At 39.4% G+C, this 26,278-nt stretch carries 26 protein-coding genes; 18 read left to right on the top strand and 8 right to left on the bottom strand.

Features of this window, described 5'->3' with window-relative positions:
- Positions 1–18 precede the first annotated feature (18 nt).
- Together ADIARSV_RS11895 and ADIARSV_RS11890 are read right to left on the bottom strand one after the other, a co-directional pair.
- Positions 19–564 carry an RsmD family RNA methyltransferase gene (locus ADIARSV_RS11895; protein ID WP_016195775.1) on the bottom strand — a complete coding sequence of 182 codons (546 nt, stop codon included), beginning with the start codon at positions 562–564 and terminating at the stop codon, positions 19–21.
- On the bottom strand, positions 555–1,394 hold the full coding sequence (locus ADIARSV_RS11890) for a DUF3822 family protein (protein WP_016195774.1): 840 nt from the start codon (positions 1,392–1,394) through the stop codon (positions 555–557). Before ADIARSV_RS11890 ends, ADIARSV_RS11895 begins: the two co-directional genes overlap by 10 nt.
- Positions 1,395–1,446: 52 nt before the next feature.
- Here ADIARSV_RS11890 and ADIARSV_RS11885 point away from each other — a divergent pair, with 52 nt between their 5' ends.
- The 5 genes from ADIARSV_RS11885 (at position 1,447) to ADIARSV_RS11865 (ending at position 7,401) form a co-directional block, all read left to right on the top strand.
- Positions 1,447–2,859, top strand: a complete 1,413-nt coding sequence (locus ADIARSV_RS11885) for an ATP-dependent DNA helicase (RefSeq protein ID WP_016195773.1) — start codon at positions 1,447–1,449, stop codon at positions 2,857–2,859.
- 95 nt (positions 2,860–2,954) lie between these two features.
- Entirely contained in the window at positions 2,955–3,758 is an 804-nt protein-coding gene (locus ADIARSV_RS11880) for a metallophosphoesterase family protein (protein ID WP_016195772.1), read from the top strand.
- On the top strand, positions 3,745–4,353 hold the full coding sequence (locus ADIARSV_RS11875) for a hypothetical protein (RefSeq protein ID WP_235048413.1): 609 nt from the start codon (positions 3,745–3,747) through the stop codon (positions 4,351–4,353). Before ADIARSV_RS11880 ends, ADIARSV_RS11875 begins: the two co-directional genes overlap by 14 nt.
- An 86-nt stretch (positions 4,354–4,439) precedes the next feature.
- The gene (locus tag ADIARSV_RS11870; RefSeq protein ID WP_016195770.1) at positions 4,440–6,302 is read left to right on the top strand and encodes an LTA synthase family protein; all 1,863 of its coding nucleotides are present in this window, start codon (positions 4,440–4,442) and stop codon (positions 6,300–6,302) included.
- A 355-nt stretch (positions 6,303–6,657) separates the two neighbouring features.
- The gene (locus ADIARSV_RS11865) at positions 6,658–7,401 is read left to right on the top strand and encodes a LamG-like jellyroll fold domain-containing protein (RefSeq protein ID WP_016195769.1); all 744 of its coding nucleotides are present in this window, start codon (positions 6,658–6,660) and stop codon (positions 7,399–7,401) included.
- A 130-nt stretch (positions 7,402–7,531) separates the two neighbouring features.
- Here ADIARSV_RS11865 and ADIARSV_RS11860 read toward each other — a convergent pair whose 3' ends face one another.
- Positions 7,532–8,368 carry a CvfB family protein gene (locus ADIARSV_RS11860; protein WP_040299926.1) on the bottom strand — a complete coding sequence of 279 codons (837 nt, stop codon included), beginning with the start codon at positions 8,366–8,368 and terminating at the stop codon, positions 7,532–7,534.
- Between the two features lie 225 nt (positions 8,369–8,593).
- Here ADIARSV_RS11860 and ADIARSV_RS11855 point away from each other — a divergent pair, with 225 nt between their 5' ends.
- From ADIARSV_RS11855 to ADIARSV_RS11845, 3 genes are all read left to right on the top strand, one after another.
- Positions 8,594–10,837, top strand: a complete 2,244-nt coding sequence (locus ADIARSV_RS11855; RefSeq protein WP_040299909.1) for a TonB-dependent receptor — start codon at positions 8,594–8,596, stop codon at positions 10,835–10,837.
- Between the two features lie 23 nt (positions 10,838–10,860).
- Positions 10,861–11,136, top strand: coding sequence for a hypothetical protein (locus tag ADIARSV_RS11850; RefSeq protein WP_040299907.1), 276 nt, complete (start codon positions 10,861–10,863; stop codon positions 11,134–11,136).
- 189 nt (positions 11,137–11,325) lie between these two features.
- Complete coding sequence (locus ADIARSV_RS11845) at positions 11,326–11,832, top strand: uracil-DNA glycosylase family protein (protein ID WP_152439858.1); 507 nt, start codon at positions 11,326–11,328, stop codon at positions 11,830–11,832.
- 60 nt (positions 11,833–11,892) lie between these two features.
- Here the strand turns inward: ADIARSV_RS11845 and ADIARSV_RS11840 are convergent, their stop codons facing one another.
- Complete coding sequence (locus tag ADIARSV_RS11840) at positions 11,893–12,438, bottom strand: GNAT family N-acetyltransferase (protein WP_160166661.1); 546 nt, start codon at positions 12,436–12,438, stop codon at positions 11,893–11,895.
- A gap of 114 nt (positions 12,439–12,552) precedes the next feature.
- Between ADIARSV_RS11840 and ybaK the strand changes: the two genes are divergently transcribed.
- Entirely contained in the window at positions 12,553–13,038 is a 486-nt protein-coding gene (ybaK, locus tag ADIARSV_RS11835; protein WP_016195762.1) for a Cys-tRNA(Pro) deacylase, read from the top strand.
- A gap of 6 nt (positions 13,039–13,044) precedes the next feature.
- Positions 13,045–13,623, top strand: a complete 579-nt coding sequence (locus ADIARSV_RS11830) for a biliverdin-producing heme oxygenase (RefSeq protein ID WP_016195761.1) — start codon at positions 13,045–13,047, stop codon at positions 13,621–13,623.
- Here the strand turns inward: ADIARSV_RS11830 and ADIARSV_RS11825 are convergent.
- Positions 13,612–14,646 carry a patatin-like phospholipase family protein gene (locus tag ADIARSV_RS11825; RefSeq protein WP_016195760.1) on the bottom strand — a complete coding sequence of 345 codons (1,035 nt, stop codon included), beginning with the start codon at positions 14,644–14,646 and terminating at the stop codon, positions 13,612–13,614. The two genes, ADIARSV_RS11830 and ADIARSV_RS11825, sit on opposite strands and share 12 nt — an antisense overlap.
- A gap of 423 nt (positions 14,647–15,069) precedes the next feature.
- Between ADIARSV_RS11825 and ADIARSV_RS11820 the strand changes: the two genes are divergently transcribed.
- Both ADIARSV_RS11820 and ADIARSV_RS11815 read left to right on the top strand, forming a co-directional pair.
- Positions 15,070–16,470, top strand: a complete 1,401-nt coding sequence (locus tag ADIARSV_RS11820) for an ATP-binding protein (RefSeq protein ID WP_016195759.1) — start codon at positions 15,070–15,072, stop codon at positions 16,468–16,470.
- A 59-nt stretch (positions 16,471–16,529) separates the two neighbouring features.
- Positions 16,530–18,197 (top strand): FAD-dependent oxidoreductase, encoded by a 1,668-nt coding sequence (locus tag ADIARSV_RS11815; RefSeq protein ID WP_016195758.1) that lies wholly within the window; start codon positions 16,530–16,532, stop codon positions 18,195–18,197.
- A gap of 1 nt (position 18,198) precedes the next feature.
- Here ADIARSV_RS11815 and ADIARSV_RS11810 read toward each other — a convergent pair whose 3' ends face one another.
- The 3 genes from ADIARSV_RS11810 to ADIARSV_RS11800 are packed head-to-tail and all read right to left on the bottom strand — an operon-like array spanning position 18,199 to position 19,956.
- Positions 18,199–19,089: an RteC domain-containing protein gene (locus tag ADIARSV_RS11810; protein ID WP_016195757.1), complete on the bottom strand. Its 891-nt coding sequence runs from the start codon at positions 19,087–19,089 to the stop codon at positions 18,199–18,201.
- Between the two features lie 14 nt (positions 19,090–19,103).
- Positions 19,104–19,577, bottom strand: coding sequence for a Dps family protein (locus tag ADIARSV_RS11805; RefSeq protein WP_016195756.1), 474 nt, complete (start codon positions 19,575–19,577; stop codon positions 19,104–19,106).
- Between the two features lie 25 nt (positions 19,578–19,602).
- Complete coding sequence (locus tag ADIARSV_RS11800) at positions 19,603–19,956, bottom strand: 4Fe-4S binding protein (RefSeq protein WP_016195755.1); 354 nt, start codon at positions 19,954–19,956, stop codon at positions 19,603–19,605.
- A gap of 308 nt (positions 19,957–20,264) precedes the next feature.
- Here ADIARSV_RS11800 and nifH point away from each other — a divergent pair, with 308 nt between their 5' ends.
- Genes nifH through nifE form a run of 6 tightly spaced genes read left to right on the top strand, consistent with a single transcriptional unit; the run spans position 20,265 to position 26,273 of the window.
- Positions 20,265–21,089 carry a nitrogenase iron protein gene (gene nifH, locus ADIARSV_RS11795; protein ID WP_016195754.1) on the top strand — a complete coding sequence of 275 codons (825 nt, stop codon included), beginning with the start codon at positions 20,265–20,267 and terminating at the stop codon, positions 21,087–21,089.
- Between the two features lie 27 nt (positions 21,090–21,116).
- Entirely contained in the window at positions 21,117–21,479 is a 363-nt protein-coding gene (locus ADIARSV_RS11790) for a P-II family nitrogen regulator (protein WP_016195753.1), read from the top strand.
- Positions 21,480–21,503: 24 nt separating this feature from the next.
- The gene (locus tag ADIARSV_RS11785; protein WP_016195752.1) at positions 21,504–21,884 is read left to right on the top strand and encodes a P-II family nitrogen regulator; all 381 of its coding nucleotides are present in this window, start codon (positions 21,504–21,506) and stop codon (positions 21,882–21,884) included.
- Between the two features lie 11 nt (positions 21,885–21,895).
- Positions 21,896–23,509, top strand: coding sequence for a nitrogenase molybdenum-iron protein alpha chain (gene nifD, locus ADIARSV_RS11780; protein ID WP_016195751.1), 1,614 nt, complete (start codon positions 21,896–21,898; stop codon positions 23,507–23,509).
- Between the two features lie 21 nt (positions 23,510–23,530).
- Complete coding sequence (gene nifK, locus ADIARSV_RS11775) at positions 23,531–24,913, top strand: nitrogenase molybdenum-iron protein subunit beta (RefSeq protein WP_040299905.1); 1,383 nt, start codon at positions 23,531–23,533, stop codon at positions 24,911–24,913.
- Positions 24,914–24,947: 34 nt separating this feature from the next.
- Positions 24,948–26,273 carry a nitrogenase iron-molybdenum cofactor biosynthesis protein NifE gene (gene nifE / locus ADIARSV_RS11770; RefSeq protein ID WP_152439857.1) on the top strand — a complete coding sequence of 442 codons (1,326 nt, stop codon included), beginning with the start codon at positions 24,948–24,950 and terminating at the stop codon, positions 26,271–26,273.
- Positions 26,274–26,278 lie beyond the last annotated feature (5 nt).

Raw genomic sequence — 26,278 nt, 5'->3', positions numbered from 1 at the left:
GGGTTTTAGGGGTTTGCTTTATTCTGCTTTCTTAAGTTCAAAAAAACTAAATGACGAATAACCATATCTTCTTTGTTCGACAAAGTTTGGATGGTCATCTATCTTTTTCATGGAATGGTGTTCAACAATCAGTACTCCTCCTGGGTTGAGTAAATTTCTTTCAAACACTAGAGTAGGAATCATAGGGATTTGTGGTAAATCATATGGGGGATCGGCAAAGATCAGGTCGTAGGTGTCGGTTTCTTGCTGCAGAAACTTGATTACGTCTCCTCTTTGCGGTTTAATCGCATCCAGCTCATACTGTTTCGCTACAGTACGCAGGTAGTTGTAACATCCCCGGTCTAAATCTACCGATACAATGTCCTGCACTCCTCTGGAGGCAAATTCTACGGATACACTACCGGTTCCGCTGAATAGGTCGAGTACCTTTAGCTCTTCGATATCATATTGATTGTGAAGAATATTAAACAGGGCTTCTTTGGCCATGTCTTTGGTCGGGCGTACAGGTAATCCTGCAGGGGGATTTAATCGTAATCCTTTTAGTGTTCCACTGATTATTCGCATAAACTCATACTTAAAAGGGAGTAAAACTGATGAGCGGGCAGCAGCTTGAATGATTCCGGGTATTGTATGATCCGGGTGCTGTCTGCGAATTTAATATTCTTAAAATATTTGGCTGTTCTTCGGTATAGTTCACTATACTTTTCCACTTCGCCAGCAAGTATAATATTGGTATTAGGTTGCAGATTGAACTGTTGTTTGATTAACAATAAATAGTAGTTGTAATCATCAACGGTATCGGTTTTAAATATGTTGTAGAATATAAACTGTCCTTCGGATAGTAAGGCTATTTCAACCGTACCGGAGTTGAATTGGATGATTGACAGGAGTCCGGCTGTCTGTTTATCGCGACCGGAGATACTTTCTATAAGGGCTTCTGCCTGCGAATAAACCACTGCATGTGGATATTTATTTAGCAATGGGGCAATCAGACTTTCATCAACAGAACTAATGGTATGAATTTTACCGTTTATCGTTTTATTGATCAGGGTGCGAGATGCTTTTGTGGTTCGAACAAAGTTTTTATAACTTGGCGCTGCTATTTCTGTATAAAGCTCTGTGGGTATAAAGACGAAATTAAACGTTTCTGCGCTAATCTTGACCTGTTTGTATTTCAGGTTCAGATAGTCATGCTGCGCTTCCAGTGATACCAGGGTTTTCTCAGGTGCTTCTGAAAGAACAGCATCGTATATCACAAAGAGTTGATTCGTTTGTATATCTCGTATAGCATAGGACAGTTTGTGCTGACTAAGCTTGATGAGCAGTTCACACACATCTGCATTTTCAGGCAGAAAGTTTTTATCTTTAAGATGAAGTGTCCCGACATTGTTCATTACAGCAAAACTAAATGTTTTTTAGAAGGAATTAGCATTTTTACTTTTCATTATGAAGGTTACTGAACTCTTAAATCAAAACTTTGGCTTAAATCCTACTAACCAGCAACTTGAAGTATTCAAGAAGTTGGAGTATTTTCTGTCTGTTGATGAAACCAGGGGATGTTTTGTGCTAAGAGGTTATGCGGGTACCGGTAAAACAACATTGATCGCTTCGTTGGTTAAGGTATTGCCAATGGTTAAGTTAAAGTCAGTTTTGTTAGCTCCTACAGGTAGAGCTGCTAAAGTGATCAGTCATTATTCGGGTAGGAAAGCATTTACGATTCATAAAAAGATTTATCGCAAAAAGAATGCGGTAAGCTTGGATATGGACTTTGTACTGGCGCAGAATATGGCTGAAGAGACTGTTTTTATAGTGGATGAGTCGTCAATGATTTCGAATGAGGATGGGGGATTTAATAGAAATGGCCTACTGGAAGATCTGATCACCTATGTATATCAGGGGAAAAACTGTAAGCTCATGCTGGTGGGGGATACGGCTCAGCTTCCTCCTGTGGGATCTGATTCTAGTCCTGCTCTTAATCCTGCTTTGCTGAATGAGTTATTTCGACTTCAGGTTCATTATTATGAGATGACGGATGTGGTGCGACAGGAGAAACAATCGGGGATTCTATATAATGCGACTAACCTTCGGGAGTTAGTGCGGCAAGGGAAAGCGGAGTTTCCTAAAATTAAAGTATCCGGTTACCCCGATGTTTTTCGTATGTCTGGTGAGAAGCTTTCTGAAGGTCTGCATTACGCCTATAGTAAGTTTGGTATGGACAATACGCTGGTTATTTGCCGGTCGAATAAAAATGCTAATAATTATAATCAGCAGATCAGGAATAGGATCCTGGGACGTGAGGAAGAACTCTCTGGTGGCGATTATTTAATGGTGGTGCGTAATAACTATTTCTGGCTGGAAAAGGAGGAATCCAGCAATGCTTTTATTGCGAACGGCGATATTGCAAAGGTTCGGAAGGTGCGTAATATTCAGGAATTGTATGGTTTCCGCTTTGCTGATGTGGTGCTGGATTTTATTGATTATCCGGATGAAGAACCTCTTAACTGTAAGATCCTACTGGATACTATTTATGCAGATGGTCCTGGGTTATCCAGAGAGGACGGTAAACGTTTCTTTGAAGAGGTGATGAAGGACTATGCGGATATCCGTGATAAAAATAAAAGGATGGAAGAATTGAAGAAGAATCCTTATTACAATGCACTTCATGTGAAATTTGCTTATGCTGTAACTTGTCATAAAGCACAAGGCGGCCAATGGGATGCTGTTTTTGTTGATCAGGGCTACCTGACTGATGAAATGATGAATACAGAGTTTTTAAGATGGATGTATACAGCTGTTACTCGTTCTGTTCAAGAACTTTATCTGGTTAATTTTGTTGATAAATTTTTTCCTCCTGTATAGTATGAGTTTACATCTCGTGTAAGAGATATGTAATAAAAACTGTTAATTTGACTAAATGGATTTAATAGTCAGTTTTAAATCGCATTTTTGTCCTTATGTATAGCAGGATATTTCTATATCTTATATTTTCAGCATGGCTTTTACAAAGCTGTGATAGTATCGAATACAGTCCAAATCAAGCTTTTGATGCTGAAAGTCCTAAAGATATTAATAAAAAAAACCTGAAATGGTTAGCGGAAACTCCGGGTGACGATACCTTGCGGTTTGTACTTACAGGCGACAGTCAGCGTGAATATATCTATTCTGAAAAGTTGGTGGAAACGATAAACAAGATTCCTGGGGTTGACTTTGTAATTCTGGATGGCGATATATCTGATTTCGGGCTTTTACAGGAAATGGAATGGGTGAATGCTATTTTTTCTAAACTGAAGATGCCTTATTTAGGTGTGATTGGCAATCATGACCTGGTTGCAAATGGGGAAGATGTTTTTCAACGAATGTATGGTAATCTGAACTACAGCTTTATTTATCAGGGTGTCAAATTTGTGTGCCATAATACCAATAGCAGGGAGGCTTCTTTCAACGGATATGTTCCAGATTTGAATTGGCTCAAGCAAGAAATGGCACCCGAAGAAGGGGTAAATGCATATATAGCTGTAGCGCATGTACCTCCATATCCAGGGGATTTTGACCCCGCTCTTGTTGAAAATTATATCAACGTAGTGAATGGATCACCCAATACGCTTGCGGCGCTTTTTGCTCATACGCATACTGCTGGGGTGTCTTATTTCCATGATCAGAATATACCCTATATCGTAACGAATGCTATTGAGAACCGAGAGTTTGTTTTAGTCGAAATTGTTAAGGGAAAACTTACCTATAAAAATGTTGAATACTAAGTATATATTGAGTTTCCTGATGGTTGCTGCTAGTTTAATGCTGGCAACAAGGTCATCTGCGCAGTTCCCTAAATTCCTGATACCTAAATCTGTGGTTAGTCAATATGCTGGTAGTATTGGTTTTGTAAGCGTGGGGGCAGGGTATGAGTTGTTTAAAAATGATAGAGGAAGTCTTGATTTTAATTATGGCTACATTCCTAAAAATAAAGGAGGAGTTTTACATATCCTTGCTGCAAAATTTGCCTATCGTCCTATAGAAATCAAGGTAAACAAATGGGCTAAACTTTATCCCGTCAATCCGGGGGCCTTTATTAGCTATCATTTTGGACCTCAATTCGATACGCAATGGGACAAGGATACTTATGAAAAAGGATATTACTGGTGGTCCACAGCAGTGCGTCCACATATTTCTATTGGTACAGAACTAAAACTGGATGCAAAGAAAATACTGCCCTCCTTAGGGGTCAAAGCGTTACGTGTATATTCTGAATTTAACACCAATGAACTGTATCTGATCAGTTATTATCAGAATGTAGGGTCGTTATCTATTACTGATATTTTTAAATTGGGCTTTGGGGTACGGGTTGATTTTTAAGTTAATAAATTACTAAGTTAACCTATATTTGTACCCCGTATCCTCTTAAATTTATTCAGGATTTTTCCGGTTTTCTATCAAATAATATGTTTCGGAACCTTACTCTTTTAGTACGTTATTTTACTTTCTGGATCTTGTTTTTCTTTCTTGAAAGACTCGTGTTTGTTCTATATAATGCAGATAAGTTAAAATCTACCTCTTTTATAGAAATAGTACAGGTATTTGTATATGGTTTATGGATGGATGCATCGATGGTTGGCTATATCTGTGTAATTCCCTTGCTACTGTTTGTACAGATCTGGGTTATTCGGGGATTCCGTTTGCCTTTTCGGATCTTAAAGATCTATTCGTATTTCCTGATTATATTATTCTCTATTATAACCGTTGTCAATTTCAATATATACCGGGAATGGGGAACAAAAATTAATTACCGTGCATTCGAGTTTGCATTTAGTTCCCCAACTGAAGCCATTGCCAGCAGCGTGTCATCTCCTGTGTTTTTAACGCTATTAATATTGGTATTACTGATTGCTGGAGGAGTGCTTCTTTTTCGTCTGTTGGTAAAGCCGGGGGTTGAAAAACAAGGGAATATATTTCTTAAAATAAGTGTAGGGCTGTTTATTATGGGGCTTAATTTTTTAGCTATCCGTGGGGGATGGCAACTAGCACCAATGAATGAGAGTATGGCTTACTTTTCTTTGAACCCGCTGTTGAATTATGCTTCTGTGAATACAGAGTGGAGCCTCATTCATGATTTTATGAATGCAAGGTACAGCAGTAAGAATGTATATAGTTTTTTTAAACCTGAGGAAGCTAAGGCTATCGTAAAAACGCTTTACAATAAACCTGAAGGGAATAATACGCAAGTTTTACGAGTTACAAATCCTAACATAGTTGTTATCATCATGGAAAGTTTTACTGGAAATGTGGTAGAGAGTTTGGGAGGAGAGAAGGGAATTGATCCTGAGATGGAGAAACTGATTGCTGGTGGCTTGTTCTTTAATGAGGTGTATTCTTCAGGGAGCCGTACGGATAAAGGTGTGGTGTCGGTTCTGAGTGCTTTTCCTGCACAAGGGAAACGGAGTATCATGAAGGAAAATAGCAAACAGGTTAAATTGCCGGCTTTACCAGCAAGCTTTGCACAAAATGGATATTCGACTTCTTTTTATTATGGTGGTGAAAGCCGGTTCTTTAACATGAAATCGTATTTGCTGAGCCATAACTACCAGAAAATAATTGATCGGAATGATTTTCCAAACTTAGATCTGAGCTCCAAATGGGGCGCTTATGATGGACCTGTTTACACGAAGATGCTAGCTGAATTAACTAATCAGCAAGCTCCGTTTTTTAGTACTTTTTTGACGTTAACTAATCACGAGCCGTTTGATCTTCCTGGGCGTTCTCATTTTCCTGGTGATGATACGGGTAATAAATTCAGGAGCACGGCTTACTATGCGGACTCTTGTCTGGGTGCTTTTATCCGGGAAGCTAAAAAGAAAAGCTGGTATACCAATACATTGTTCATCATGGTAGCAGATCACGGCCATCACCTTCCGAAAGGTGATTTAGAGATTTCTGATCCGCAACGTTACCGGATTCCTCTTTTGTTTTTTGGGGATGTAATTAAACCAGAGTTCAGAGGGGTTAAGATCAATAAGGTGGGTAATCAAACGGATATTGCTGCTACACTGCTAAACCAGTTGGGAATGGATTCCAATCCTTATGTATGGAGCAAGGATCTTCTTCATCCAAAGTCACCTGACTTTAGTTTCTTTAATTGGGATTATGGATTGGGCGTTATCAACGCGGATCAGGCACTATCCTATGAAACGGTCGGTAAATCTGTTATTTACAAACGAAACCCTGGTTCTAAGGTGGGAAATGAAAAGTTGCTGCGTGATGGGAAAGCCTGTATGCAGGAGGTTTATCAGGAGTTTATTGAGTATTGAGTTGTTTTTCAGTAAGTCGATGTCTGTCTGTTTTTTAGCTAATCATAGTACTTGTAGTTCAAGGAGTAGTTCCGGCATTCAGCCTATTCCAATAGCTCAGTTTTATGTTTAATTCGGTTTTAATCCATCAACGAATTTTCAGTAAAGGAGTAATTCTTTCATTGTGTTTATTGTTGTATGACAGTGTCTTATGATTTAATTCCGTTTGAGCCATTCAATGAATTCTTAGCTATAAGGAGTATTTTTGTCCCTAAATCTATTCCTTTACCTCTTTTTTATATTTGTTCAATTAGATAATTTTTAGCTAACTTGGTTATGCTTAACGAACAGAGACCACCATTTTAATGAAACGATAATGCCTGATTATAAACAGCGCCTTAACGGCATTTCCGGGTTAATTTGCTATTGGGATTTTGAAGGAAATGAACCTTTACGTTCTAAAGGACCAAATGCTTATGTACTTGTTGAAGGGAATGGTTCTATTGGATTCGTTAAGGACGATGTGACTATTAGGAATGCGGTAGATCTGAAAGAGGGACAATACCTCTATATTAAACGGGAGGATTGTCCGGCCTTAAATGTACATGGTCCGCAAGCTCAAATTACTGTCATATCCTGGATAAAAAGGCAACCGAAAAGCTATAAACAGTGTGAAGCTATAGCTGGTATGTGGAATGAAACTGAGAAATTTAGGCAATACTGTCTGTTCCTGAATTTACGTTTGCATGATAGCTCTGACCAGGTAGGCGGACATATTTCAGGGGTGGGTGGACCAACTCCAGGACAAAAATGGTGTATGGATGCTGCTATTGGTCATGATCCTGTTATTTACAATCAATGGTCATTTGCTGGTTTTACTTATGATAGTAAGCTTATCCGATCTTATTTGAATGGTCAGCTGGATAGCAGAGCTGAAACAAATCCTTACCCCTATGAAGAAGGAATTTTTGATGGTGGATTAGAGGGATCTGACTTTACAGTAGGGGCTGTACACCGTTTAGGTGAAATGGGAAATAACTTTGTGGGTCAAATCGGCTTCTTAGCCGTATTTAACAGGGCTTTAACTGATGCTGAAATACAAGAAATCTATCAAGATTAAAGAGTCATCTTTCTAGATGAAGGTATGATATGTAAACAGCATTCTGGTTTTTGTCGTTCTTTATCACGCAATCTAAATAAAGAACAGGTGGTATTAGAAGTCGAATAGCTGAAACGCTATAGAATTATCTTTAATCCTCAGCAACCAGGCGGATCTCATAGTCTGAAACCGTTACCAATCTTTCTTTATATAAACCCCCGACACTTTTACGGAATGCATTTTTGCTAATCTTAAAGCGTTCGTAAATTTCCAAAGGACTGCTTTTATCACCCAGATTAATCAGACCGTTATTCTTTTTTAGTTCCTGAAGCAACACATCTTTAGTGTCAAGGATATGACCATAGCCGGTTGGCTGTAAAGTAAGGTCTATCTTACCTTCAACACGGATCTTTTTGATCCATCCTTTACGAACATCACCCGGTTGAACATTATCAAACACTTCATTATGGTATAAAAGGCCAATGTATTGATTGTTGATGATGGCATTGAAGCCTAAATCAGTTTCCTCTGAAATCAACAAACTTACTTCATCCAATTCTTCAAATTCAAAGTTCTTCTCTTCCACATAGTTAGCTACACGGGAAGAGGCTAACATACGGCCATTGCTTTCATCCAGGTAGACATACACAACATAACTTTCACCCTTTTGCATTGGACGTTTTTGGTCACGTTTAGGGGCGTAAAGATCTTTATCGATTCCAAGATCCAGGTATGCGCCGTCATCTGAAACATCTACTACTTCCAGAAAAGCAAATTCACCGACAGTAGCATAAGGTGTTTGGTTGGTGGCCAGTAGTTTACCTTCCTTATTCATGAAAGTAAATACATTGATGTTGTCACCCGGAATAGCCACATTGGGAGCATGATTATAAGGCATCATTACCTCGGTGTCGCCATCGGTTAACAAAACGCCAACATCTGTTTTTTGTACGATTCTAAGGTAATTGAACTTTCCGATTTCGATCATTGCTATTGTGGTTTTAATCCTTCCGCTATTGTATATGAACATTAGCGGATGCAAAGATAGTAAAACCCGCTTAATAAGTTCTAAAAGAGATGGATGCTCCTTTAATTAGGCCTATTAGTTTAAAGATTATCAGAATGTTATGTTTTAAGTACTATAATTAGATATATCTAACACGTATGTTAGATATATCTAATTATTTATTTATGTTTGCTTAAAAATATGCGTATGAAGATTTTATTACTATTGGTACTGACCTTATCGACGCTCTATTCTTACTCTCAAACTGGCGGGATAAGCGGAAGAGTGTTGTATGGAAAAAATCCCTTGCAAACAACTGTTTCTATTTCAAATGCTTCTTTATCAATGTCTTCAGACTCATTAGGTAGGTTTTTTATGACAGGGATCCCCATAGGGTCGCAAGAAGTTATTTTTTCGGCAGTAGGTTATGAACGATTAAAACTCAGACTTCAAGTACTGCCTGATTCTATTTTAGACCTTCATATCCACATGAAGGAAAGCAGAAATTCGTTAAGCGAAGTAGTTGTTACGGGCACTATGAAAGAGGTAAGCCGTTTGGAAAGCCCGGTTCCTGTAGAAGTGTATACGCATAAGTTTTTTCAAAAGAACCCCACTCCTAATTTGTTTGAGGCGATAGGGCTAGTCAATGGTGTACGCCCTCAATTGAATTGCAATGTGTGCAATACAGGCGATATTCACATCAACGGAATGGAAGGACCTTATACCTTAGTGCTGATTGATGGAATGCCTATCGTAAGCAGTCTCTCAACAGTGTATGGGCTATCCGGAATTCCGAACAGTCTGGTCGAGCGGATTGAGGTAGTTAAGGGGCCGGCTTCGTCCTTATATGGTTCGGAAGCGATGGGAGGTATTATTAATGTAATTACAAAAAGTCCTTCTAAAGCGCCATTGGTAACAGCTGATGTTTTTGGAACCACTTGGGAAGAGTATAATGTAGATGCAGCAATAAAGTTCTCAGGAAAGAAGTTTACAAGTCTGGCTGGTTTAAATTATTTCAATTATGCTAACCCAATAGATAATAATAATGACGGTTTTACGGATGTAACCTTGCAAAACAGGATTTCTCTATTTAACAAATGGGACTTTATTAGAAAAGATAAGCGATTAGCTACCGTAGCATTCCGTTATGTAAACGAAGATCGCTGGGGTGGGCAGATGAACTGGAACACCGAATGGAGAGGGTCGGATAGTATTTATGGGGAGAGTATTTACACCCGGCGATGGGAAATGATCAGCAAGTATCAGCTGCCTTTCAAGGAAAAAATTATGCTTCAGTTATCGTATAACTGGCACGATCAAAATTCATATTATGGTATTTTGCCCTATATGGCCAATCAGCAGGTTGGCTTTGCGCAACTATTCTGGGATAAGGACTTCGGGGAAAAGCATAGCTTTTTATTAGGAGGAACCATGCGTTATACCTGGTATGATGATAATACGCCGGGTACTTTATCCGCCGATGGTCTTCATGATGCTCCTGCAAAAACACCCTTGCCGGGAGTTTTTATACAGGATGAATGGAAGTTTACAAATCAACAAACCCTCTTGTTGGGCTACCGGTACGATTACGATCGCTACCATGGCTCTATTCATTCTCCAAGGGTGGCGTATAAGTGGTCCCCGGATAAGAATAATGTGTTAAGGGCAAGTTTTGGTACTGGATTTCGTGTGGTAAATCTATTTACGGAAGATCATGCTGCGCTGACAGGTGCCCGTCAAGTCGTAGTAAATGAAGAACTCAATCCGGAGAAATCATATAACAGCAATCTGAATTATGTGCTAAAAGTACCCTCGGAACACTATTACCTGGGCTTTGACCTGACGGGATTTTATTCCTACTTTACCAATAAAATTGTAGGTGATTTTGATCAGGACCCCAATAAGATTATCTATTCCAATTTAAACGGCTATGCGGTATCCCGGGGTGTCTCGCTGAATACAGATCTGTCTTTCAATTTTCCGCTTCAACTCCTTGCCGGGGTAACTTTTCTCGATGTTTATCAGCAAGCAGACCGGGGAAATGGGAAGCAAAAGGTTGTTCAGCTGCATGCACCCAAATGGAGTGGTAATTATTTGTTTTCTTACACCTACAAGAAAAAGTACACGCTGGATTTTACGGGTACTTTTAGCGGACCAATGCGTCTGCCTATTCAGAAAAATGATTACAGACCTGCATACTCACCCTGGTTTACCCTTGCCAATGTTCAGCTAACCAGGAAGTTTACTAATGGAATGGAAATCTATGGGGGCATTAAGAATCTATTTAATTTTGTACCTAAGGATCCTTTTATGCGACCTTTTGATCCATTTGATAAGACGGCCAATGATCCGGTATCCAATCCAAACCACTATACCTTTGATACCGAGTACAACTATGCGCCGCTTCAGGGAATAAGAGGTTTTTTAGGAGTCAGGTATACCTTGTTCTAGGGGCGGTTTGCTATCTTTGCCACATGAAAAATAGTTTTAAAACTGAAATAGACGGGACGCTATTTGAATTTCATACGATGAATGTACAAAGGCTGCAGTTATTCCAGGTATATGTATTGCATGAAAATGAAAAGTTAAGGTTTCATATGCAAATTGATGCAGAAAGGCAGTTTAAAATTACAGATCCATCGGTATGTCCGGATAAATATATGCAAATGGAATCTGCCTTGCATGATGCCATCATGGAATATGCTAAAGAGGATGAGCTGTACCTGAATGCAAGAGAAAGGACGACATAATTCTGTAAGTCTTTTTTCTTTGCGCTATTTAGCTGAAAACTCACTCTAATTGACTGAATAGGCTTACTTTTGCTTTTTCAATGCATTTTAGCTCTCTCTAAACAATGAAGGGATGGCTTGTGATCAAATAAACACCATACTTCTATGCCCATTATTTTCAATAAATTTAAGGAACACAAAACTAGCCCCTTGGCTGAAATACTAATACTAGGTACTTTTAATCCGGATACGATTGATGGACCTGATTTTTATTACGGTAGGTCAAGAAACTTTTTATGGCACTTATTGCCGGAATGCTGGGGAGTAGAGGATCTTAAAGAGGCTGAACTGAAGTATAAGAAGGCGTTTATGCAGCAGTATAAAGTAGACTTTGCTGATGTAATTGATGCTTTAGAGATTCCCGAAGGAGAAGAAGAGAATGTAGATGATGCATTTATTGATAGTCATGTGCAGCAATGGAATAACATCATTGGAATCATTGATACTATGCCCCAATTGAAGGCTGTTTATTTCACCAGGAAAACTTTTAATGGCATTCCAAATATGCGCGCGCAAATGAAGCTTGTTTCTACGCATTGTTTGCAAAAAGGGATTCGGTTTTGTAAACTGGATACTCCAGCCCGTTATCATAGTCCGGAAAAACAGAAACAATGGGTGGATACTATTATTCTGCAGAACACCTGTTTAAGGGTGTAACTTTTGTTAGAGCTAGTGCTTTAACAGCAAAATGCTGCAAAATCATGGATATATTCCGGTTCATCTGTTTAAGATATAGGTAGCCATATTCATAAAGCTCTCGTGTGGATTTAGAATTATACTACCGGTATGCGCATTGCTAAATTTAGCCCTTTCTAAAAGAGCAATTGATTTACGGTTTTCTACTGAAGGGAAAGCGGTGATTGATTGAGCATTCATTTGTTCAAATCCGAATTTAATTACCTGCTTCATTGCTTCAATCATCAATCCTTTGCCTTGATAGGAGGGTAGCAGTTCATACCCGATCTCCACGATTTCATTTTCAACATCAAAGTTCCAAAAGCCTATTGTGCCGATTAAGATATCCTCTTCCTTTTCTACAATGGCCCAGTTCATAGATTGCTTTTTTTTGACTAAATTTTCAATCATTAGGATATGTGCTTCAGCATCCGCAATGCCGGTTGAGATACGCCGATCCAGGTATTTATTGAGGTCCTTATCAGATCGTATTAAATGGATCCGGTAAGCATCTTCAGTACAAAGTGGTCTTAAAATTAATCGGGGAGTGATTAACACTGGAATCTCTTTAAAATCTAAATATAGCATATTTGTTTTTCCTCGATTTGAATATTCGTTTGTGTAGTTTAGCTGATATAAAAATAGGTTCATTTATTTGATTTATTCAATAAACAGATCGATTAGTACTTTATAAAACAACAAATGCACCCTCATAAAACGAATGCTGCCCGAATATTGGATAAAATACCTGTTCCATACGATCTGATTACCTACGCTGTTGATGAGGATCACCTAAATGCAATTCATGTAGCGGAACAATTAAGCCAACCTATTGAGCAGGTATTTAAAACCATACTGGTTCGTGGCGATAAATCTGGTGTTTTCGTGTGTGTTATTCCTGGTGCTCTGGAAGTCAATCTTAAAAATGCGGCTAGTGTATCTGGCAATAAAAAAGTGGAAACGGTAGCAGTGAAAGAGCTTTTTTCGCTAACCGGGTATATCAGAGGGGGCTGTTCGCCCATAGGTATGAAAAAAAAGTATCCGGTTTATCTCGATAAACACGCTTTAGACTTTACTTCTATCTATATTAGCGCTGGTCAACGTGGATTGCAACTTAAATTAAATCCCACAGATCTGGTCCAGGTTGTAGATGCTACTATCTGCACATTAACTGATACAAATCCATAACTCTTTATGCTTTCCGAAAATATAAAAATCAATACCAAAAATAGTCATCAGTCACTTGAAAACAAATTGATTCTCCCAATGAAATCAATTCATAATCAGGAAAGTCTAGCGCGGTTATTAGTAATCTTCTATAGCTTTTTTGGAGGTCTGGAAGTTAATATCAACAAACACATTGATACTGCTTTTTTGCCCGATTATGCAGATCGCCGGAAAACAGCTGCTCTTGAAAATGACTTGATCCTATTGAAAACAGCACTTCCATCTCTGGCAAGCAATGACGATCTGCCAGAAATAAACAACCATCTGCAAGCACTAGGCGCCCTTTATGTGATCGAAGGATCTACTTTGGGTGGCAAGTTTATAAGCAAAATGGTACGGCAGCAAATAGATCTTCCTCATGTTATCGGACTAACTTTTTTCGATGGATATGGAAGCGATACCGATACCATGTGGCAGCTTTTTAAACAGTTTATGGATCAGCCAATGACAGCAGATGAAAAGGACATGGTGATCCAGTCTGCTAATGATACATTCGCAAAATTTAGTCAATGGGTCGATAAAACGAATACCTTTTTAGTAGCTTAATTCTTTGAATTGAACGCTATCCTTGTCCTTTAAAAGCACCTCTACAATGCGGTCTAAATCAGGACAATCCTGAGCGGTAGCTATTCCTACTTCAACCAAAGCGTTAATATTATCTTGTGTAGCGTTATCCATTTCAAATTTCGCTCTTCTAATGCTGGAAGGCTGAATCCGAATATAATTATCTTCATTCCCCTGTGCCGCAAACATTTTCGTTAAATGATAATGGGTTGTTTCCGATGCTCCAGCCATCATGATGTCTATAATTGGCCTTATCCATCCAATAGCACCATAATCTTTAGCATCTTCATATTTGTAAGGTTTATTTTCACTGCCAGTACCAATTGATACGATAAACATGTCCTTTGCTGTTGGTTCTCCATTTGACGTGCGGACTTCGGAATAGGCACATAAAGCTGGATTATTGGCAAATACGCCACCATCAATCAAAGCATAAGATACACCGCTGAGCGACTTAACTAAAGCGGTTTCAAAATAGGTGGGTGCAGCAGAGGTAGCCCGACAAACTTCTCTTACCAGAAAGTCGCCACCTTCACCCTTTGATAAATGGTCTTGCTGAGCAAAAAAATGAGTATTCCTACCTTCAATATCATAGGAGGTGATTATACAGGGTTTAACCAACTGACTCAGTTTTAAATCTCCAAAATATTCCTTCAGACAGTCTTCTAGTGGTTTTGCATCAAACTTTTCGTCCAGCATTCCCTCTCCGGAATGAATGCGGTGCCATAGGTTCGTGTCGAATATTTTAGCTCCATTTTTAACATATAAATTCACAGCTTCCTGTGCCGAGAACCGGGGAGAGGTAGGGTTATTTTCATCCGGACATAAACAAATACAAGTGAGGATTCCCCCGGTACTGGTACCGGCAAAAAAATCAAAGTAATCGGCTATGCGAGCCTGGTCATTTCCTGTTTTTTTCTGTAGTTTCTGCTCAAGGGCTACGAGAATTTGTCCGGCTATTATTCCGCGGATTCCACCTCCATCAATCGATAGTATCTTTTTCATATACAAAGTGTTATAAAAGAGTTGTTAATATAAATTTATAAAATAAGTTTTGATAAATAGTGGGGAATAATAAAAATATATTACGAATATCGATAGGTGTATACATTCCAGGCTGCACTGAATTAAAAGCTGAAAATGTATATGTGTTTAGTCTCCTTAATGGTGTGTAGATTAGTTGAATTAAACTCTCAGGAGAAAAAAATAACTAAGAAATGTATAATGGGTATGACCTTCTTTATAATTGAAAGGGAAATAACTTTCACCTTGTCCCCACTTTATTCGCATTCCGAGCGGAGGAGGTGCGGAGGAGCTGCGGTTCAGGTGGGTATAATGTGCGAAAAAATTAAGAGTAAGAATACTAAATTATTCTGCTTTAGCATATAAGCATTTTTAACCCTATTTTTATTTTAACAATCTGTTTATATGAATGTATTAACAACCGAATGGCTGCAAACAATTGAGGCGATTAAAGATGTTCCCATTGAACAGCTGCAATGGTTATTAGATAATAGCACACTTGTCAAGCTGGAGGAAGGGGATTATTTATTTAATCAGGGAGATCCAATTAAAGGAACTTTTGTGGTCATTAGTGGCATAATTAAGTTATCCATCAAGCAAAATAACGAATTACGGGAAATAACAAATTTTGAATCGAAGTCTATCACGGGGCATTTGCCATTTTCAAGGGGGAAGTTTTCTAACGGAATTGGTCAGGCTATATTACCTACCGAGCTTCTTTTCCTCCCAATGAAGAAAACGGAAGAGATGATTCATAACCAGTTTGAACTTACACAGGCGCTGGTGCATATTATGACTAGCCGGGTACGCGATTTCACTGCTTTAGAACAGCAAAATGAAAAGATGATGGCTTTGGGCAAGCTCTCGGCTGGGTTAGCTCATGAATTGAATAACCCTGCAGTGGCGGTGGTTAGGGGCTCCATCTCACTTAAAAAACATCTGCATCTGATTCCTGAAACTTTCAAGCTGATCATGTCATTGAAAATGAGTGAGGAAGAAATTGACATCGTCAATGTAAAATTATTCGAACTGTTAAACCGGGAAGAGAAACCTGCACTTACTTTAATGCAACGATCCAATCTGGAGGATGAGTTTAGCGACTGGCTAGAAGCTAATCAAGTACGTAACTGTCCTGAAATAGCTGAAACGTTTGTTGATTTTGGTTTTACACTTGATGATCTGGATTATTTTAAAGCGCATATTGCTCAGGAATCTTTAAATGCAGGTTTTAAATGGATGAACAATCAGTTGATTACTGAAAAAATGGTAACTGATATCGTGGAGGCATCACAACGGATTTCCAAATTGGTGGGCTCAGTTAAAAATTTCACTCACATGGATCAGGGGCGCGACAAACAATACGCCGATATTCATAACGGGATCCGCAATACGCTGACCATGTTGGAGCATAAGATCAGGAAGGGGAACGTGGAAGTGATTCAGAATTTTGATACTACTATTCCGCCTGTTAAAGCGATGATTGGAGAGCTGAACCAGGTATGGACGAACCTGATTGACAATGCGCTCGACGCCATGGAAATGAATGGAAAGGGTGTTTTGGAGATTAAAACGCGGCAGGATAAGAACGATGTAAAAGTTTCCGTGATTGATAATGGTTCCGGCATTTCTAAAGAAGCTATATACAAGATCTTCGATCCTTTTTATACCACTAAGGATGTTGGAAAGGGTACTGGACTGGGTCTGGATGTTGTGAACCGGATTGTGAAATCTCATCGTGGATCAGTGAATGTGAATTCGGTTGTCAACCGTACCGAATTTGTTGTTTGCTTTCCTATTGACAATTAAATAATCCCGATTGAGTATATTTAAATGTAGTTATTAGTTTATTAAATCAAAATACAGCAATGAATCTGCCGATACTGTTTTGTATAGATGATGATGCACAAGTTTTACGTGCTTTAAGCCGTGACTTAAAATCGAGATATCGTGACCGGTATAAGGTGGTTAGTACCACTCTTGTGCAAGAAGGACTGGATAGTCTGTTAGCATTGAAAAATATGGGTGAAACGGTAGCCGTTTTTATATCTGACCAGCGGATGCCTCAATTAGAGGGTGTTGAGTTTCTTGAACAGGCCATGAAATTCTATCCCGAAGCCAAGCGTGTTTTACTAACGGCTTATTCGGATACAGATGCAGCCATACGGGCGATAAATAATGTGCAATTGGATTATTACCTGGTAAAACCATGGGATCCACCTGAAGAGCGGTTGTATCCTGTTATTGATGATTTGTTGGAGGATTGGCAGGAAACGTATCATCCGGACTTCAAAGGAATTAAGGTAATTGGGTATCAGTATTCTCAAAATTCACATGAGATTAAAGACTTCCTGGCGGGTAATTTAGTGCCTTACCAATGGCTTGATATTCAAATTGCGGATGAAGCGGAAGAGCTACTTAAGCTGAATTCGCTTAGTAATAAAGATTTACCGGTTATATTTTTGGAGGATGGTTCTTATCTGATCAATCCTGGTATTGTTGAAATTGCCCATAGTATTGGTCTTAATCCTCAGCTGAAAAAGCAGGATGTGTATGATGTGGTCATCATTGGCGCAGGGCCGGCAGGATTGGCTGCTGGTGTATATGGCGCATCGGAGGGATTGAAAACGCTATTGATTGAACGGCGTGCTCCTGGTGGTCAGGCTGGAACGAGCTCCAGGATTGAGAATTATCTGGGTTTCCCTACAGGTTTAAGTGGAGCTGAACTGACCAGAAGGGCTATTACTCAGGCAACTCGTTTAGGCACTGAATTTTTGTCGCCTCAATCGGTTAAATCAATCGTTCAAATAGATGGTTACAAGCGGATTATTCTTGATAATGATGAAGAGATCGTGACTCGAAGTGTGGTGATTACTACAGGAGTGGATTACCGCAAATTGGAAACTAAGGGTGTTTCTGACTTTACTGGTGCGGGGATCTATTACGGAGCGGCTATGACAGAGGCTACTGCTTGTAAAGGTAAAGAAGTGTACATCGTAGGTGGGGGCAATTCAGCCGGACAATCTGCTATGAACCTTTCTAAATTTGCTTTAAATGTGTATATCCTGATTCGAAAAGAAGATCTCAGTAGTACCATGTCGGCTTATCTGATTGATCAGATCAATGCGACTGAAAATATCCATATCATATCGAAAACGGAAATTGTAGAAGCCAGGGGTTCGGGTAACCTGGAACAACTGGATATTATTTGTCTGGATTCCAATGAAGTTGAAACTAAAAATGCGGATGCCTTATACATTTTTATTGGGGCGAAACCATTTACGGACTGGATCCAACTTGATATTATTAAAGATGGGAAAGGGTTTATTGAAACGGGTCGCGAGCTGACCTCTTATGCTAACTTCAATAAAGTCTGGAAACAAAATCGTGATCCTTATCTGTTAGAAACCAGCTGTCCGGGTATTTTTGCAGCCGGTGATGTACGTGCCGGAGCCATGAACAGAGTAGCCTCAGCAGTAGGTGAGGGATCTATGGCGATCAGTTTTGTACATAAATACCTGGCTGAAGTGAAGTAAGTTAGTTTTGATAGGGGATGTCTTTTGTTTCATTTTCCCATTCCTTACAAATTGACAGCACTACTTCTTTGAGTCTGTCGGGAAGGTGTGCCGTTTCGGAAATCAGCTGATGAAGCGCACATTCTTTTGCCGGCTGTTGTGGATATGAACGGAACTTATGAATAATGATAGAGATATCCTGCAGGCTCATTACCTGACCAGTATCCAGGTAATGAGGTCCGGTTACCTTCTTAAATAAATGCGTCAATTCATCAAAATTGGAGGCATTGCTTGAGAAACTTCCTAAAGTAGGTTTTTTATCAGTTAACAATAGCGCTTTGTCATACTCCGCCTGGAGATGCATTTTAAATTTTTCAAACGCCTTAAACTGTGCAAAGAGGTAATCGTAGCCGGTAGAAAAACCTGCATCGCCATAATAAAGCATGGGGAGCACCTTTAGAGGAATGTTGCAGAATCTAAAACGATTGGAAGGTTGGCGTACAAAGAGTTTGAAATCCATGTAGTCCTGATGATCGCGGTAATAATCATATAGAAAGGAGTTCGAGACAAAGAACTCCTCTAATTTGTTTTGCTGGTTACAGATGAAGTTTAACAGATCTTCTTTGCCATTAGGGGGCAATGGTTTATCCATCTCCATGTTCCATACTTCTGAAAAGAAGATCGCCTTCTTTAAAAACAATGGTTTGATATTCCTAAAGAAAAAGACTTCTTCTGAGCGCCATTTAAAGGGATGTTGCTGTATGTAATCCTTTAACCTGACCATATATGCAGAGGTAACTTCAATAGAAGCCTTTGACCAGTCCCACGCTTCAGGATACTCAGATCGGATAGAAAACAGTTTAGATTCCATCTCTTTATACATTCCGTTGCAGTGGTCTTTTAAAGCTTCCATATTATTGCTTCCGGTTATTTTAAATAGGCTTTTAACATCCAGCTGTTTTTTTCTTTGAATTGCATGAAGCCATTAATCATGTCATTCGTTCCGTCGTCATTTGCTTCAGCAGACTGAACAAGAATCTGACGTTCCAACTGGATCAGAATTTTAAAGTCATCAAGGATGGTTTGTACCAATGGTCTGTCTGATACTCCTTTTGTTTCAATTTCTTTAATCTTAGCGATATCCATGTATGCTGATAAAGTACTTATTGGCGTAGTATCCAATGCTAAAATTCGTTCTGCGGTATCATCTATCACCTGTAATGCATGGTCGTATAGTTCTTCAAACTTAACATGCAGTGGAAAGAAGTTGGTGCCGGTAACATTCCAGTGGCAAGCTCTTAGTTTCTGGTAGTGTACATGGTAATTAGCCAGGTATTCGTTGAGTAGTGTAGTAACCAATTTGATTTCGGTCTTATCCAATTCAAGAGTTTCAGTTTCCATTATTTTAATTTTAGATATTTTTTTATTAAGCCTGACCATGCAGGTTTCCTTTTTTAGCAAGTAGCTGTTCCATTGTTTCAGGATACAGCGGAGAGATGACACAAGCACCTACCTGGCAGGCATCAACACATTGAGGTTTATCATGGAATCCGACACATTCCGTGCATTTGCTTGATACAATATAAAAGGTGTCGAATGATTGAGATGGATTGCGTTGATCAGCATCAACTACTGTTCCATCCATAAGGGTTACGGACCCTTTGGTCTTCGTGCCTTTTGCCATAGTCCATTTTGTTCCACCTTCATATATAGCATGATTAGGGCACTCTATTTCGCAAGACCCACAGCTTACGCATTTTTCTAATATTTGAAAAGCCATATTATTAATTTTAAAGAAATAGTAAAAAGCAAATGTAATTAATTGTTTACGATAAAAACAAATCTTAATTTATATAATTAATTGATAATCAAATTGTTAAATCTTTCATTTATGTAATATTTGCTCAAAAACCTTACATAAATGTAAGAAATAAGCTATTTATTTGGTTAATAATGATTATAAATAGCATTGTATTTTGCGTGATTTTCAACTTGTTAAGGTTTCTGTTGCCGTATTCGCAATAGAATAAATCAGTATTGGCACATGAGTTGCAAATGAGGTTTATTGTAAAGCAAAAAATATTCGTAATGAGAAAAATAGCAATTTATGGTAAAGGTGGTATTGGTAAGAGTACTACTACTCAAAATACTGTAGCCGGATTGGTTGAGTCAGGAAAAAAGGTCATAGTTGTTGGTTGTGACCCGAAAGCTGATTCAACCAGGTTACTCTTAGGAGGTCTGGCTCAAAAAACAGTTTTGGATACCTTAAGGGAAGAAGGTGAAGATGTAGAACTGGATGATGTAGTGAAGTTAGGATACGGCGGTTCACGTTGTGTTGAATCAGGTGGTCCGGAACCAGGTGTTGGATGTGCTGGTCGTGGGATCATTACTTCCATCAATTTGTTGGAGCAGTTAGGTGCTTATGATGAAACCGAAATTGAAACCGATTATGTTTTTTATGATGTACTGGGTGATGTAGTTTGTGGTGGTTTTGCCATGCCAATGCGTGAGGGAAAGGCACAGGAAATTTACATTGTTTGTTCAGGTGAAATGATGGCTATGTATGCGGCTAACAATATCAGTAAGGGTATTGTGAAGTTTGCTGAAGCTGGTGGTGTTCGTTTAGGTGGCTTGATCTGTAATAGCCGTAATGTGGACAACGAAGAGAATATGATTGTTGAGTTTGCCCGCAGACTAGGCACTCAGATGATCCATTTTGTTCCCAGAGATAACATGGTTCAGCGCGCAGAAATTAACCGTCAAACAGTAATTGAATTTGAGCCTACTCATAACCAGGCTAATGAATACCGTGCTCTTGCTAAGAAAATTGATGAGAACAAAATGTTCGTGATTCCTAAACCTCTTGAAATGGAAGATCTGGAAAGCTTACTGGTAGAATACGGTGTTGAATAATAATTAACCAAAATATAAAACGAGAATATGTTATTAATAAGAGCAATTGTAAGACCTGAAAAATCTAGTGCCGTGTTGAAAGCCCTTATCGATGTTGGGTTTCCGGGTGTAACTAAAATGCCTGTGTTTGGACGCGGTAAACAAAGGGGATTAAAGGTAGGCGACATTACCTATGATGAGCTTCCTAAAGAGCTGTTGATCATTGTGATCAAAGAAGCGGATAAAGATTATGTAGTCAACACAATCATCGAAGCTGCAAGAACAGGGGATAAAGGAGCCATGGGAGATGGTAAGATTTTCATTACTCCTGTAATTGAAAGTTATACAATTTCAAGTGGGATTAAAGAACTGGCGGCAGGTCAAGTAGAGGCATCTGTAGCTATCGGTTAAATTTATTATTAAGATCATCCATTTATGAAATTAATTCTGGCAATTATACGCATCAGGAAAATGAACGATACCAAGAAGGCCCTCTCTGAAGCAAACTTACCATCCTTTACTGCGATGGGCGTTTTGGGTCGGGGGAGTCAAAGGGGATTCGGACAGAGCTATCAGGAGGTTGTTAATGATCCTGAAATTAAAATGATCATGCAGGAAGCGGAAGCAAACCACCGTTTAAAAGCGAAACGCATGATTACACTGGTTGTTTCCGACGATAAAAAGGACCTTGCTATCGAAACAATTATTAAAACCAACCGAACAAATAACAGTGGAGACGGAAGAATCTTTGTGCTTGAAGCCCTCGATTCGATTAGTGTCCGTACTGGAGAAAAGGGTGTCCTCACATTAGATTAACATATATAACCATGGGTAAAATCGAAATAGATCCACTAAGATGGAAAGAAGAGGTATTGAAAAAATACCCAAAGAAAGTGGCTAAAAAACGTGATAAGGGGATTTTAGTACATGATGGGGAGATGCCTAAACAAATCATGGCCAATGTGAGGAGTATTCCCGGAATCATTACTGCACGTGGATGTACCTATGCAGGATGTAAAGGTGTTGTACTTGGTCCTACACGAGATATCATCAATTTGGTTCATGGTCCTATAGGTTGTAGCTTTTATGCCTGGTTAACCAGACGTAATCAAACTTTACCTCCAACTCCTGAATCTGAAAACTTTATGAACTACTGCTTTTCTACAGATATGCAGGATTCGAATATCGTGTTTGGTGGTGAGCTTAAATTGAAACAAGCGGTAAGAGAAGTTTTTGAAATATTTAAACCGAAGAGCATTGGGATCTTTTCAACCTGTCCGGTAGGACTTATTGGAGATGACGTGCATGCGGTAGCTCGTGAGATGAAAGAAGAGCTTGGCATCAACATCTTTGGTTTTAGTTGTGAGGGTTATAAAGGGGTAAGTCAGAGTGCAGGTCATCATATTGCGAATAATACGCTGATGAAACATGTAATCGGGCGTAATGATACCGCACCTGAAGGAAAATATAAAATTAATATGCTGGGCGAGTACAACATAGGCGGTGATGCTTTTGAACTCGAACGGATCTTTGAAAAATGCGGACTTACTTTAGTTTCTTCTTTTAGTGGAAACTCAACTATTGAACAGTTTGAACGCGCGCATACAGCAGATTTAAATGTGATCATGTGCCATAGGTCGATCAACTATGTCGCTGAAATGATGGAGACTAAGTTCGGAATTCCTTGGTTTAAAGTCAACTTCATTGGTGCAGATGCTTCTGCAAAGTCTTTACGCCGGATTGCGGAGTACTTTGAAGATGCTGAATTGATGGCACGTGTAGAAGAAGTGATCGCGGAAGAAATGGCTATCGTAAAAGAAGCGATTGAAACAGTATATCCTCGTACAACTGGTAAAGTAGCCATGCTATTTGTAGGTGGTTCCAGAGCGCATCATTATCAGGAATTATTTTCTGAATTGGGCATGAGTACATTATCTGCGGGTTATGAATTTGGACACCGTGATGATTATGAAGGCAGAAGGGTAATTCCTACTATTCAGGTAGATGCTGATAGTCGTAACATCGAGGTCTTAACTATTGAGGCTGATGAAACACGTTACCGTCCCCGTAAAACGGATGAAGAAATAGCAGCTTTGAATGCGAAAGGATGTGGATTTGGTGAGTATGATGGGATGATGGCCGATATGGCTAAGGGTGCCCTGATTATTGATGATATCAGCCATTACGAAATGGAAAAACTGATTGAGATCTATCATCCTGACATTTTCTGTGCAGGTATTAAAGAAAAATATTGTGTTCAAAAGATGGGTATTCCGCTTAAACAGTTGCATAGTTATGATTACGGTGGTCCGTATGCAGGTTTTGAAGGTGCTGTTAATTTCTACAACGATATTGACATGATGATTAATACCAGTATCTGGAAAATGATCAAAGCACCATGGCAGGTAGAGCCTGTGATTGAAGCAGAATACGGAGTTTAATTTTTGAAATAAGAATCAGATATGTTATTACGTCATACAACAGATAAAATAATCGAGAGAGAGGCCCTTACAATTAATCCGGCAAAAACATGTCAGCCGGTAGGAGCCATGTATGCGGCATTGGGAATTCATGGTTGTCTTCCCCATAGCCATGGTTCTCAAGGGTGCTGTTCATACCATAGAAGTGCTTTAACAAGGCATTACAAGGAGCCCGTAATGGCTGCTACAAGTTCGTTTACAGAGGGTACTTCCGTATTTGGAGGTCAGGCTAACTTACTTCAGGCCATTGAAACAATCTTCACGGTTTATAACCCGGATGTGATTGCTGTTCATACTACCTGTCTATCCGAAACTATTGGAGATGATGTAAATCAAATCTGTCAAAAAGCAAGGACAGAAGGGTATGTTCCTGAAGGCAAGTTTGTGATCCATTGCAATACACCTAGTTATGTAGGATCGCATGTAACTGGTTATGCCAATATGGTTACCTCCATGGTTAAGCATTTTGCTACAGTAAGTACTACACCCAAAAATCAGATCAATTTGGTTGCTGGATGGTGCGAGCCAAGTGACATGCGGGAAATGAAACGGATTTCTACTCAAATGGGTATTAAAACGGTTATGTTTCCTGATACTTCGGATGTTTTGGATACTCCATTGACAGGTAAACATGAATTCTACCCTTCTGGTGGTGTTACTATTCCTGAATTGGTGAGTACTGGTGACAGTAAGTTTACGCTTGCACTAGGCTCTTATAGCTCTGAAGATGCTGCAACACTGCTTGAAACCAAGTGTAAGGTTAAGTTCAGTGTTTTGGACCTTCCAATTGGATTGCAGGCAACAGACAAGTATGTGATGGCATTAAGTCGTGCGTCAAAAATGCCTGTTCCTGATTCAATTACAGCTGATCGTGGCCGTTTGGTTGATATGATCGCTGATATGCATCAATACCTGTATAATAAAAGGGTAGCGCTTTTTGGAGATCCTGATACACTTGTTCCGCTAACGGAATTTCTGTTATCGATGGATATGAAACCGGTTTATATCGTAAGTGGTACTCCGGGTAAAAAGTTTGAGACGGCTATGACTAACCTGCTTTTGAAAAAAGTACCGGAAGCAAAGTTTAAAAATGGTCAGCGTGCTGATATGTTTTTATTGCATCAGTGGATTAAACAGGAGCCTGTCGATCTATTGATTGGAAACAGCTATGGAAAATACATTGCCAGGGATGAGAATATACCATTGGTACGTGTTGGTTTCCCAATTCTTGATCGTATAGGTCACAGTCATTTCCCAATTGTTGGTTATCAAGGTGGTATGGGTCTTATTATAAAGATCTTAAATGCGATCCTGGATAAAGAAGATCGGGAATGTGCTGAAGAAAAGGTTGAATTAACGATGTAATAAACGGCGATACCGCCTAATAAAACGAAGCATGATGAGTGAATTTCTTACAGGTCGCGAAAAGCAAATAGTTCGTAGTGGAACTACCAGTGAAGCTATACTCTGTGCTAAACCAAGTCTTGCCGGCTCTGTGAGTCAGCGGGCTTGTGTGTTTTGTGGTTCCAGAGTGGTATTATACCCTATTTCAGATGCGCTGCATCTGATTCATGGACCGATAGGTTGTGCAGTTTATACCTGGGACATAAGGGGTGCTTTGTCATCGGGACCAGAACTTCACCGTAATAGTTTTTCAACTGATTTACAGGAGAAGGATGTGGTGTTTGGTGGAGAGAAAAAGTTATATGCTTCGCTGATTGAGCTGATTGACCGGTATAAGCCAAAAGCTGCTTTTGTTTATTCAACCTGTCTGGTTGGTGTGATAGGAGATGACCTGGAGGCTGTTTGCAAAAAGGTGGGCTTAGAGAAATCTATTCCAGTGATTCCGGTACAGGCACCGGGATTTAACGGGACTAAAAAGGATGGTTATAAGGTCGCATGTGAAGCTTTGGCCACACTTGTAGGTACCTCTGATAGAGAAATCCCTAAGTTCAGTATCAATATTCTGGGTGACTTCAACATTGCAGGTGAATTATGGCTGCTGCTGGATTACTATCGCCGGATGGGCATTCATGTGAATGCAACTATTACCGGTGATGGGAGAGTAGATGCAATCAGAAATGCACATAAGGCATCATTGAACGTCGTGCAATGTTCGGGTTCCATGATGTATCTGGCTAAATTGATGCAGGAAAAGTATGGCGTTCCATTTATGAGGGTCTCTTATTTCGGTTTAGAAGATATGTCGGAAGCTTTATATGGAGTGGCTAAATTCTTTAAGGATAAGGACTTGATGATTAAAGCAAGCGAGATTGTGAAGGAAGAATTCTTACGGATTATGCCTGTCATCAAGGAATATAAAGAGAAGCTGCAGGGGAAAAAGGCTGCTATTTATGTGGGTGGATCCTTTAAGGCTATTTCTTTGATTAAAGCACTTCGACTGATTGGTGTGCAGACCGTTGTGGTTGGATCGCAGACCGGTACAAGTGAGGACTATGAGTTAATTCAGCAGTTGTGTGACGAGGGAACCATCATTGTAGATGATTCGAATCCGATTGAGCTTTCCACATTTGTGAAAGAAAAAAAGGCTGATATTTTTATTGGCGGGGTAAAAGAGCGACCTATAGCTTATAAGCTGGGTTTGGGTTTTTGTGATCATAACCATGAACGTAAAGAGGCGCTGGCAGGTTATGAGGGGATGCTCAATTTTGCTAAAGAGATTTATGCAACAGCCATGAGCCCGGTATGGCAATTTACCAGATAAACGAG

The sequence above is a fragment of the Arcticibacter svalbardensis MN12-7 genome, assembly GCF_000403135.1.
Lineage (GTDB): Bacteria > Bacteroidota > Bacteroidia > Sphingobacteriales > Sphingobacteriaceae > Arcticibacter > Arcticibacter svalbardensis.
This window is presented reverse-complemented; position numbering and strand designations above follow the sequence as displayed.